Source organism: uncultured Amphritea sp., from assembly GCF_937127095.1.
Lineage (GTDB): Bacteria > Pseudomonadota > Gammaproteobacteria > Pseudomonadales > Balneatricaceae > Amphritea.
Genome location: NZ_CAKZLP010000074.1, coordinates 24706 through 35975, shown reverse-complemented (window position 1 = coordinate 35975; position 11270 = coordinate 24706). Strand labels below are relative to the sequence as shown.

Annotated in this window: 10 protein-coding genes; 5 read left to right on the top strand and 5 right to left on the bottom strand. The window is 49.1% G+C overall.

The window, feature by feature from the left end; all coding sequences use genetic code 11:
• Both Q0499_RS23705 and Q0499_RS18715 read left to right on the top strand, forming a co-directional pair.
• A partial coding sequence (locus Q0499_RS23705; protein WP_363317836.1) for a transposase domain-containing protein occupies positions 1-111 on the top strand: 111 nt, incomplete at its 5' end.
• 152 nt (positions 112-263) lie between these two features.
• On the top strand, positions 264-764 hold the full coding sequence (locus Q0499_RS18715) for a DUF3237 domain-containing protein (RefSeq protein ID WP_299202708.1): 501 nt from the start codon (positions 264-266) through the stop codon (positions 762-764).
• Positions 765-1021: 257 nt separating this feature from the next.
• On the opposite strand, the gene Q0499_RS18710 is transcribed toward Q0499_RS18715, so the two are convergent.
• Positions 1022-2104: a polyamine ABC transporter substrate-binding protein gene (locus Q0499_RS18710; RefSeq protein ID WP_299202705.1), complete on the bottom strand. Its 1083-nt coding sequence runs from the start codon at positions 2102-2104 to the stop codon at positions 1022-1024.
• 115 nt (positions 2105-2219) lie between these two features.
• Entirely contained in the window at positions 2220-2813 is a 594-nt protein-coding gene (locus tag Q0499_RS18705; RefSeq protein WP_299202702.1) for a TorF family putative porin, read from the bottom strand.
• A gap of 17 nt (positions 2814-2830) precedes the next feature.
• On the opposite strand from Q0499_RS18705, the gene Q0499_RS18700 reads away from it, so the two are divergent.
• On the top strand, positions 2831-3778 hold the full coding sequence (locus Q0499_RS18700; protein ID WP_299202700.1) for an IS30 family transposase: 948 nt from the start codon (positions 2831-2833) through the stop codon (positions 3776-3778).
• Here the strand turns inward: Q0499_RS18700 and Q0499_RS18695 are convergent.
• Positions 3707-4027 (bottom strand): TorF family putative porin, encoded by a 321-nt coding sequence (locus Q0499_RS18695; RefSeq protein ID WP_299202698.1) that lies wholly within the window; start codon positions 4025-4027, stop codon positions 3707-3709. The genes Q0499_RS18700 and Q0499_RS18695 overlap by 72 nt on opposite strands.
• A 301-nt stretch (positions 4028-4328) precedes the next feature.
• On the opposite strand from Q0499_RS18695, the gene Q0499_RS18690 reads away from it, so the two are divergent.
• Both Q0499_RS18690 and Q0499_RS18685 read left to right on the top strand, forming a co-directional pair.
• The gene (locus tag Q0499_RS18690; protein WP_299202696.1) at positions 4329-5960 is read left to right on the top strand and encodes an amidohydrolase; all 1632 of its coding nucleotides are present in this window, start codon (positions 4329-4331) and stop codon (positions 5958-5960) included.
• A gap of 162 nt (positions 5961-6122) precedes the next feature.
• Positions 6123-6911, top strand: a complete 789-nt coding sequence (locus Q0499_RS18685) for a LuxR family transcriptional regulator (protein WP_299202693.1) — start codon at positions 6123-6125, stop codon at positions 6909-6911.
• A gap of 135 nt (positions 6912-7046) precedes the next feature.
• Here Q0499_RS18685 and Q0499_RS18680 read toward each other — a convergent pair whose 3' ends face one another.
• Positions 7047-10130 carry an efflux RND transporter permease subunit gene (locus Q0499_RS18680; RefSeq protein WP_299202690.1) on the bottom strand — a complete coding sequence of 1028 codons (3084 nt, stop codon included), beginning with the start codon at positions 10128-10130 and terminating at the stop codon, positions 7047-7049.
• Positions 10130-11227: an efflux RND transporter periplasmic adaptor subunit gene (locus Q0499_RS18675; protein ID WP_299202687.1), complete on the bottom strand. Its 1098-nt coding sequence runs from the start codon at positions 11225-11227 to the stop codon at positions 10130-10132. The genes Q0499_RS18680 and Q0499_RS18675 overlap by 1 nt, the downstream gene beginning before the upstream one ends.
• Positions 11228-11270 lie beyond the last annotated feature (43 nt).

Here is an 11270-nt window from a genome sequence, read left to right as displayed (position 1 = left end):
CCTTACCAATACCTACGCCATATCTTTGGGCAACTGCCTAAAGCGAAAAACATCGATCACATCGAGGCACTGCTACCCTGGAATGTGACATTGCAAGATGCTGTTAACTGACCGCTTACTTACTACGCGCTAGCGAATAGAGCCTAAGGACTTCGTGGTATTCCACAAAGCACTCTCATTTGAAAAGATAGCGTCAGACCATATTAATCTCATCTAAAACGCTAAAGATCGCCAGGTCTTTAAGCACCTTTCAGGACACAAGTATGACCTCAGAAAATTCCCACCCGGCGGAGTGCTGCGTCAATGAATTCAGCTCAACCAAAGTGATGGAACTACTGGTAGAGCTCGGACCAACAGAGCAGATGGGTAAAGGCGTCGATGGCAACCGCATCAACTATCCCATCGTTGGCGGTACTTTCGTTGGGAAAGGCATGCAAGGCAAGATTATCCCTGGCGGGGCTGATTTCGCAATCGAGCGGGATGATAAGACACAGCTCGTCAGTGCTCTCTACAGGATTCAAACCGACTGTGGACAGATCATAATCGTTGATAACAAAGGGATCTGGCGTCCCTCCGCCGAGGGTAAAAAACGTATGGCCAACGGAGAAGACCCGTTACCAGAACAGGTCTACGCGAGAACAACACCCGTGTTTCATACGCAACCGGGAAAGTTTTCATGGCTGAATGATTATATTTTTTTCGGAACGATCAGTGACCCCGGAAGAGCGGATGCCGTGCTCATCACTATATACAAAATAAACTAAACGCAGATCCCCCCGGTCAACGCCAACGCAAGCCCCTCTTATTACAGCAGAAACAGGAACAACCGCCCTTCTGATCACCCGACAATCCCTGACTGATCTCCGGAGAAAACCGATAGACTATGAACTGACTGAATAAGCGCAAGACAAAAAAAACCAGTGAACAGGTCACTGGTAAAATGTTGCCGCAATAAAACTTAATAACAAAGAAGGAGAAGATCAGGCCCTCAACACCAGAAGCATAACAAGGGCCGCTTTAATTACCGGTTGGTCTTGATATTGGTCCAGGCCCGGTTGAGGATACGGTCATACTTCTGACTATGCGCTTGCAGGGCAAACAGGGTTTCTTTCACCGCATCTGATGGGTAGATACCCGGATCATTAAAGATCTCCGGTTCGACATACTCATTCGCACCGAGGTTTGGCACCGCATACTTCACCATATTAGAGATAGATGAGCCGATCTCAGGTTCCAGGATAAAGTTGATGAACTCATGGGCCCCACCAGGGTTAGGTGCATCAGCCGGAATCGCCATCACATCAAACCAGATCAGTGAACCAATGTTAGGGATCGAGTAAGCGATCTCACGGTCAGGATCGATTGACTTGGCGATCGCATTACCCGCCAGGATGATACCGTTGTAACCCAGAGCCACACAGATATCGCCATTGGCCAGATCGTCGCGGTAGGAACCATTGTGGAAATATTTATAGTTCCCTCTGACAGCCCGGAGCATCTCTTCGGCTTTTTTCAGGTCACCTTTGTCTTCAGAGTTAGGATCCAGCCCCAGATAATGCAACGCCATCGACATCGCTTCAGCCGGCGAATCGATCAGCGCGATACCACAATCTTTCAGTTTGGCTGACACTTCCGGGTCGAATACCATATCAAAGGTGTTCTCAGGGATTTCGCCTAAACGCTCTTTAATCATTTTCACGTTATAACCCACACCGATACTGCCCCAGGCATAGGGAACGCTGTATTGATTACCCGGATCGTAGGCTTCGACTTTCTTTAAAATAACCGGATCAATCTTGTTATAGTTGGGTATTTTTGATCGATCAATTTTCTGATAAATACCGGTTTTTACCTGGCGCTCCATAAAGTTTGCCGAAGGTACTACAAGGTCATATCGGGAACCGCCAGACAGCAGTTTAGTTTCAAGTATTTCATTACTTTCATAAACATCATAACTTAGTTCAGTTTTCGACGTATCTCTGAAAACCTGCAGAGAATCATCCGGTATATAACCAAACCAGTTATAAACATTAACCTGAGCTGCACTGACTGAACATGAAGCGGTCAGCAGGCATAGCGAGAGAATCTTTTTATTTATTCGCATAACGTCCTCTGAAACTTATAATATATATTTATCTTTTAGAGTTGTTAAAACTCAGAAAGTCATCAGTGGCTATTGTAGAAGGGGATTATACAACAGCCCTGATAAAACTATCGTATTAGAATGATTTAGAGACGGAGAACACCACGGCATCCTGATTCGCCATGTGACCATTATCAACCGCATAGGTACTGGAGATATCCGTGTTCACATAGGCCAGCTTCAGATCAACACCATTGAAGCTCTTGGTTACACCCACCGAATAATCCCTGTATTTATCCAGCATCAGCGTGGTCGGGTCATCAAACACTTCACCGAAAGAGGAACCCACATGCAGCTCCAGCCCGACACTCTCAGCAATCTCTGTCTGATAGTTCAGGTAGAGATACTGATACGCCTTACCTGAGTTAATGTAGTCAGGGGCATGCTCATAACCTAAGCGAAAACCATTGTAATTAAGCCCCAGCTTCAACTCAGCAAAATCCTGGTCAACCTCATCACCCGGATACTGATAGTAGAAGAGGATGGCGTCATAGGTGATGTCGTCATTGATCGCACCGGCATAACCCGCCAGCAGATCAAGTTCAACTGTTGCACCATCATCTACAGGGTGTCCGGTAGGAAAGCGCGATTTCAGATAATAAGTGCAACACTCATGGTTGAACAGCGATAGGAAGCCAACTGCTGACAGTGGTACGCTTCTTCTCGCCAAAGTCAAAAAGTATCACTATGAGTTATCAGCAGTTGACCGAAGGTAAACGATACCAGATTTCGTTACTTATTTCGCAGGGGTTTAGCGCAGCAGACATCGCCCGTTGCATCGACGTACATCGTTCTACGGTCGGGAGAGAGATCAAGCGTAACAGCTCCGATCAGTGCTATCAGCCGAACGTGGCGGAAACATTAACTCAGAATAGGCGTCGACAATCGTCCAAGTACAGAGTGCCACCTGATGTCGTGATATATGTTAAGTGGGCACTCAGCCTTGAATGGAGTCCTGAACAGATCAGCGCAGTCGGTAAGATGATTGGATATCGGGTCAGCCATGAATGGATTTACCAGCATGTGGCGGCAGACAAAGCCTCTGGCGGACAGTTATTCAGGCATTTACGACAAGGTCATAAGCGATATAGAAGAGGTAAGAACGGTAAGCGATCACCGATTCCTAATCGAGTATCTATTGATGCGAGGCCGTCTGTTGTGGATACACGAGCGCGCGTAGGCGATTGGGAAGCGGATACCGTGTTAGGTAAACAAGGCACGGGGGTACTGGTGACGCTTGCCGAACGAAAAAGTCGTCTTTACCTTGTTCAACGTGTCGCCAGCAAGCATGCTGACGTTGTTACCCAAGCGATTATCAAGATGCTGACACCGTACAAGGAAAATGTTCGTACCATCACCTTTGATAACGGTGGCGAATTCGCTGATCACGAGAAGATAGCGGACAGCCTTAAAGCGGATATGTACTTCGCTCATCCGTATTCATCCTGGGAGCGTGGCTTGAATGAAAACTTCAACGGTTTGCTACGCCAATATATTCCGAAAGGAACCGATTTACGGCACGTGAGTGATGAGCGAGTAAAACAGGTACAAACCCGAATAAACTTAAGGCCGAGAAAATGTCTCGGTTTTAGGCAACCACAGAAGGTCTTTGAGGAACTCTGTCAGGTTGCATAGGCGAGTGTTGCACTTGGGAGTTGAATTCGCGAAGAAGTCAACATTACTGGCCCAGACGCTGGCAAACAGGCCACTCTGATTGTACCAGTCAATGCCCCCCTGAATGGCGAGCGATTCATTGGTCATAGAGACGCCGCGGTTACGCCATTCACTCAATACTGACACATTGGCACCCAGCTCTGCCCGGGCCAGACCCGACACCGACAAAAGACTCAAACCGATAGCTGCAATAGATTTAAAATGTTTCATGTCACCCTCACGTTTTCTTTTTTAGTATGCAATCATCATTTCAGAGATTCTTTTAAGCCGGTATACCCCTATTTCATTAGTTGTAAAAATAGTGACTTCTAAGTCGTGAAAATATTTATAACTACCCGCCATCCTTCTATACCTAACGTGGTATTCCTGCCGAATTTAAATGGGTTAATGTGACAGATGTATGAGAGATATTTTCAAATAATAATTGCAAACATAATAAATAGTCAGAGGTTAACTTTCTGACAGCCACAGCTATACCTTTTGTCCACATCTATAAAAATGGATATATTTAATGTCATACATAGCAGACAAGATAATCATCAACGGTAACATCCATACAATGGATGATATAAATGAGAAAGCCGAAGCGCTGGCAATCTATGGCGATAAAATCATCGCAGTCGGCAGCAGTGCTGATATTCGGGCGCTAGCCGATGATAACACTCAGATAATTGATGCTCAGGGCCAGTTGGTGCTGCCTGGTTTTCAGGATACACACTTACACTTTCAGGCCACCAGTGCCGACTTTTTTCACTACGTCTCGCTGCATGCGATGAAAACAATGGACGACCTGCTCAATGAGCTTGAGCGGTTTTGCAGGGAAAATCCGCACAAAGAGTGGATTAAAGGGATCGGTTTTAACCCGGCTATATTTAACGAAAATAGTCTCACTAAAGAGCGACTGGATGCGGTGACCGGTGGACGTCCTGCGCTGATTTTCTCGTTTGATTATCACAGTGGCTGGGCGAACAGCGAAGCGTTCCGCCGTGCCGGTGTCACCGCAGTGACCCCGGAGCCTGCCAGCGGTAGTTATGCCCGTTGCCCGGATGGCTCACCTAAAGGCTATGTCTACGAAGATGCCATCTGGGCGATGAACCGGTTCTCCCCATCGTTCAGTGACGAGGAGTATTTCGAGGCGATGCAACACTACTGCAAAGTATTCAACCAGCACGGCATTACCGGCATTCTGGATGCTGTTGCCCCGCGTAAAACGATGGAAAACTACCAAACGCTGCGTCAGCGTGGCCAGCTCTCGTTACGGGTTGCGGCCACCTCAAAAATATTTGCTCACCTGCCGCTGGATGAACAGCTGCGCGAGGTTATCTCGCTGCGGGAAACCTATGCTGATGAGATGGTTAAACTCCACTCAGCGAAGTTCTTCCTGGACGGCGTACTGGAAAGCGGTACGGCTACCTTGCTTGAACCCCGCAGTGATACCGGCTCAACCGCTGCGCTGATGTTTGATCAGCCGCAGATTAATGAGTTCTTTGCCGCCTTTGATAAAGAGAAGTTCCAGCTGCATGTTCACACCATCGGTGATGGCGCGGTTAACGCAGCATTGAATGGTATTGAGTACGCCCAACAGATGAATGGTTCATGGGATAGCCGCCACCAGCTGGCACATATACAGCTGGTCACCGCCTCAGACTTTCCCCGTTTCAAACAACTGGGGGTTTACGGCAATGTGCAGCCACTGTGGGCACAACCAGACCCGGATAACGATAAGATCGCCCTGGAGATGCTGGGTGAAGAGCGCTGCAGTCAGATTTTCCCCATTGGTGAGCTGGTACGTCAGGGAATGGTTTGTGCACTCAGCAGTGACTGGGGTGTGAGTACCTTTGATCCCTTTGCTATCATGCAGACAGCACTGACCCGGCAGGTTTCCGGAGCCAATCAAAACTCACCGGCGCACAACCCGCAATACCGGATCGATATCGACACTGCACTCAAAGGCTATACCATCAATGCGGCACGGACAGCCTGGCGAGAAAAAACCACCGGTAGTTTAACAGTCGGTAAATTTGCTGACCTGATTATCCTCAATCAGAATCTCTATACCATCTCCCCCTACGCGATAGAAAACACTAAAGTGTTGTTAACCCTGTTAGGCGGTAAAGAGGTACACCGGGACGTATCACTCTGACCCGTTGATAGCTGCATCAGCAAGTCTGCAACAGGCTTGCTGATCTGTTTCGCGCCCTTCCCAGCCCGCCAGAATTCCCATTCGACAACAACTCACCAATAGATATACTATTGAGCACTATCTATTAAGCACCGTCAGGTCAGAATCCCAAAGGAAGTATGAGTGGAAGATTCTTTAGAAAATGCATATCTGCTTGCCTCTAATCTGATCGATACGAGTGGTACAGACGAGTTTACTCATGCCCTGCTCAGTCTGATCAACTCTGCAACTCCTTGTGAATCAGTATTCGTCATTCACTTTCACAAAAACAGCCGTCCTACGATTCTGCTAGCCCCTGAATCAACCCTGTTAACTGACAAAATAATGGATGAATACCTGAACGGTTTCTATATGATCGACCCGTTCTATAACGCCTTTAAAGCGGGCCTGCCAACCGGTTTACACTTTATCAAAGAGATCGCCCCGGATGACTTTTTCGAAAGTACATACTACACCGAGCATTACTGCAACCGGGGTTATGATGAAGCGGCTTTCATCATAAATCTGGACAAAGAATCACAGATACAGATTTCGCTCACCGTTATCGAAACCCCGGCGACCACCGCCACACGACAGCAACTACATGCGATATCACCGCTGGTTATCTCCGCCTACAGAAAGCACTGGCAGAACGTTGAGAGCACTCAGGTAACCTCGCAGCAAGCCAGCGCTATCATCCACGAGCAGATATCCAGTGTGTTCAGAAACTTCGGCGGCGGCCTGTTAACCGAAAGAGAAAGCGAGATAGCGATACTGATTATCCGGGGTTACTCCTTAATCGCCATTGCCGAGCTGCTGGGCATCGCCCACGGCACCGCTAAAGTTCACTGCAAGAACCTCTACAGCAAGCTGGAGATCAACTCCAAATCAGAGCTGTTTTCGCTCTTCCTGGACGATATTTCCGATAAATAGCCGTTCGGTATAGCTGTGCTGACTAAGCTCTTCATAATAAGCTCGTCTGAATAAGCTCGTCTGAATAAGCCCCTCTGAATAGCTGAACATAAGCGCGTGTATCAGCGCTTATGTCCAACCGTCACAGCCAACGCATTATTTAGCCTGCGGTGTTGCCTGCGGTTGATAACGAATCCCATAGATCAGGGTATAGAGCACCGGTAATACGATCAACGTCAGTATCGTGGCAAAGCCCAAACCAAACATAATGGTGACCGCCATCGACTCAAAAAAGACATCGAACAGCAATGGAATCATCCCCAGAATAGTTGTAATAGCCGCCATGGATACCGGCCGCACCCGACTTATCGCAGAATGAAACACCGCCAGATAGGGATCTTTGCCTTGCGACAACTCAAGATTTATCTGGTCCACCAGCACAATACCGTTTTTGATTAGCATCCCGGACAGACTTAACAGCCCCAGCAGCGCCATAAAACTAAAAGGCGCTCCCATAAGCAATAAACCAAACGATACACCAATTATCCCCAGGGGAACGGTCGCCCAGATCACCAATGGCGCGCGCACCGAGTTAAACAGTAATACCGTGATTATGAACATTCCCAGGTATCCCAGCGGTAAGCCACCAAACAGGGCCGCCTGGGCATCAGCGGAAGATTCATACTCACCGCCCCACTCCAGTGTATAACCTGGTGGCAAAGAGATCGCCTCAATAGCCGGTTGCACCCGACTCAACAGTGTCGCGGCAGTCTCATCCCCCAGCACATCAGGATCAGCCATCACCGTAATCGTCCGTTTACGGTCACGACGGATAATCAGCGAATCCTCCCAATCGGTATCAAAGCCATGTGTGACCTGCGTGATAGGGATATAGGCGCCAGCCGTTGTGCTATAGATCTGCAGTTCCGGCAGGCTATCAATGGTCAGCCGTTCGGCCATGGGCGCGCGGGCAATAATGGGCAGCAGCTGGGTTCCCTCACGATACAGGCCAACCCGCTCTCCGGTAAAGGTTGTCAGCAACAGCTCATCAAGATCCTGTTTACTGATACCCACCCGGCGGCCCATCGCTTCATTAAACTGCGGCCGGATAACTTTAGTCCGCTGACGCCAGTCATTACGGATATTGAAAGCACCCGCATCCGCATGTAACACCGCTTCAGCCTGGTTCGCCAGATGACGAAGTACGTCGGGCTCAGGGCCAGAGAAACGCGCCTCGATTTTGGCATCGGTTGATGGCCCAATCTCCATCCGTTTCAGTTTAAACTCAGCCTGAGGATAGTTATTGCTCATGTAGTCCCGCAGGCTGGCCATCACCGCGGGCAAAGAGTCCCGATTTTTAACCCGGACAATCAACTGTCCATACGCCGGATAGGATTTTTCCGGAGCATAGGTGAGCATAAAACGCGGAGCCCCCCGACCGGTGGTGGTGGTCACCTGCTCAACCAGTTCCTGCTGCAGCAGGTAGGCTTGGATCGTTTCAATGTCATGCTGTGTTTCACGAATATCTGAGCCCTGAAAGCGCCAGTAATCCAGATAGAACATCGGCGTATTAGACGCGGGAAAAAAAGACTGTTTAACCTGACCGAAACCAACCACCGCAGCAACTAAAAGTGTGACCATCAGCATCACGGTGAGGATGCGAAAGCGCATACAGAGATTTAGCAGCGCCTTATAACCTGTAAATATTGCGCCTTTATAAAGTTCAGCATCCGCTTCATCATCGGAGCCGGACCCACTCCCTTCGGTAAACATCAGGTCAGCAAAAAAGGGCACCAGCGTAATAGCGGTCACCCAACTTAGTAGCAGAGAGATAAGTAACACCCAAAACAGACTACCGGCAAACTCACCGCTGGCATCTGAAGACAGCCCGATGGGGGCAAATGCGGTAATCCCGATCACCGTTGCACCGAGTAATGGCAGACTTGTCTGGCTGGCGATCTCCATCGCTGCCTGAAGTTTTGTCTGGCCTTTTTTAAGGCCGATGAGAATGCCTTCCGTAATCACAATCGCATTATCGACCAGCATACCCAGGGCAATAATCAACGCTCCCAGAGAGATGCGCTGCAGATCGATAGCGAAAACCTTCATAAAGATAAAACTACCCAGCACGGTTAACAACAGCACCATGCCGATCAGGATACCGCTTCGCAGGCCCATAAAAACCAGTAGCACTGCGATGACGATAGCCACCGCTTCTGCCAGACTGACCATAAAGTTCTGCATCGATTTGTCGACTTCAGCAGGCTGGTTATAGACACTGGTAACCTCCATTCCCAGCGGACGGATATACTCCAGTTTAGCCATATGCTGATCAATCAACTGCCCCACTTCAACCACGTTAACACCGGAACTGAACGAGATTCCCAGCAATAGTGCCTGATGATTATTGTAGTTAATAATGTTCTGCGGGACTTCAGCATAGGTGCGGCTAACCGTAGCGACATCCCCCAGATAGACCAACTGAGACGCACTTGGGTTTGAGATCAACAGCCCCTCCAGCTCTTTTACACTACTAAACTCACCGGACGGATGCAGACGAATATACTCACTGGCAACCTTCACACTGCCCGAATCAGAAACCTGATTCTGGGTTTCCAGCAACTGATAGATACGGGACGCAGGGATACCCAGCGCAGCCAGTTTATTGCGGGAGATCTCAACCACGACCTCCTCTTGCTGCTCACCGGTTACGCTGACTTTACCCACACCTTTAACCAGCACCAGCTCGCGGCGAAGCTGATCGACATAATCCTTCAGCTCCTCGTAAGAGTAACCGTCACCATTGACCGCCAGCAGCACGCCGTAGACATCGCCAAACTCATCAATGACTCTGGGACTCTGCACCCCCGGAGGAAATGACTGCGACAGATCATTAACCTTGCGGCGCAGCTCATCCCAGATCTGCCGCAGATCCTCTTTGCGATAGGTACTCTTCATTGTGACAATAATCTGTGACATACCCGCCGAAGAGATGGACGTCACATAATCGACATAGGCCAGTTGTTGAATCGCATTTTCAATCGGATAGCTGACCTCTTCCTCTACCTGCTTCGGCGAGGCGCCGGGATATGAAGTGGTAACCATCGCCATCTTGATGGTAAATTCCGGGTCCTCCAGCCGACCCAACCCATTGTATGAAGCAGCGCCGCCGATCAGCAGCAACAGCACAAACATCCAGCTGGTAACCGGACGTTTAACCGAATATTCAGTCAGTTTCATTACAGCCCCCCTTCCCGCGTCCAGGGACGGATTTTCTGACCTTCAATCAGGGCATGTACGCCCACGGAGACCACCTGGTCACCGGGCTGAATACCACTAAGGATTTCGATACCCTGCTCTTTTATTTCACCAACTTTCACCTCGGCCCGATGTACTTTCATACTCTGCGGGTCAACTTTCCAGACATAACTTATCGCTGCGGATAATGGTGCATCTTCAGCGGCAAACACCGCGCCCAGCGGCAGCATTAGGGTGGCATCGTTCATCTCCGTTACTTTAGAGAGGTCAATACGAATATTCGCCCCCATGCCTGGGAGCACATTAAATGAGCCGGGAGTCGACAACGAAAATACCACCTTATAGGTCAGGGTGGATGAATCTGGCTGGGTATCCCACTCCTTGACTGTCACCGGAAACGCCTTATCCGGGTGTGAATCAAAGGTCACCGTTGGCTGATAGCCAGTATCTTTTTTGATCCGCGAGATTATGTTTTCAGGCATCTGAATGGAGACATCCACCTGATCCCGGGTCTGCAGTACCAGAATCGTTTGTTTAGCCTGTATGTTTTCGTGTTTCTCCACCATCACTTTTGCCACACTTCCGGAAAAAGGGGCGCGCAGGTAGGTATACTCCAACTCGGCTTTGGCCACATTCAGCGATGCTAATGCGATCTGTAGTTCAGATTTAGCCTGATCAAAACTGGATTCCGATATCAGTTTACGTTCAAGCATTGTCTGTGAACGCTCGAACTGAGATTTCGCCAGCTCATAGCGCGCCTGACGATCATCCAGGGTTAACTTAAAGTCGGTCGGGTCCAGACGTGCCAGTAGCTGTCCTTTTTCCACTTCGTTACCAGGCCTGATAGGAAACTCAGTCACTTGACCACCCACCCGGAAAGCCAGTTTTGAATCGGCATTAGCCTCCACTTCAGCGGGAAAGTTGCGCATCGTTGCCAGCGCATTATCCGTCACCTGAAAAATTTTAGCCGGGCGCACGACGTCCGGCACAACAGCTGCTTCATTATTGTCGCTGCAACCTGCTAGTCCAAGCAGCACTGCCAGGCACACTAGCGGGAATAACCGGGGAAAAACAGGCATGGTAAACCTCTGCAAAAATTGGATATATCAGGCGAGAACGACC

Bases quoted from the DNA above. Each gene is read 5' to 3' on its own strand.
- Q0499_RS18715 (WP_299202708.1), top strand. From the start codon at position 264: ATGACCTCAGAAAATTCCCACCCGGCGGAGTGCTGCGTCAATGAATTC.
- Q0499_RS18710 (WP_299202705.1), bottom strand. From the start codon at position 2,104: ATGCGAATAAATAAAAAGATTCTCTCGCTATGCCTGCTGACCGCTTCA.
- Q0499_RS18700 (WP_299202700.1), top strand. From the start codon at position 2,831: ATGAGTTATCAGCAGTTGACCGAAGGTAAACGATACCAGATTTCGTTA.
- Q0499_RS18695 (WP_299202698.1), bottom strand. From the start codon at position 4,027: ATGAAACATTTTAAATCTATTGCAGCTATCGGTTTGAGTCTTTTGTCG.
- Q0499_RS18690 (WP_299202696.1), top strand. From the start codon at position 4,329: ATGTCATACATAGCAGACAAGATAATCATCAACGGTAACATCCATACA.
- Q0499_RS18680 (WP_299202690.1), bottom strand. From the start codon at position 10,130: ATGAAACTGACTGAATATTCGGTTAAACGTCCGGTTACCAGCTGGATG.
- Q0499_RS18675 (WP_299202687.1), bottom strand. From the start codon at position 11,227: ATGCCTGTTTTTCCCCGGTTATTCCCGCTAGTGTGCCTGGCAGTGCTG.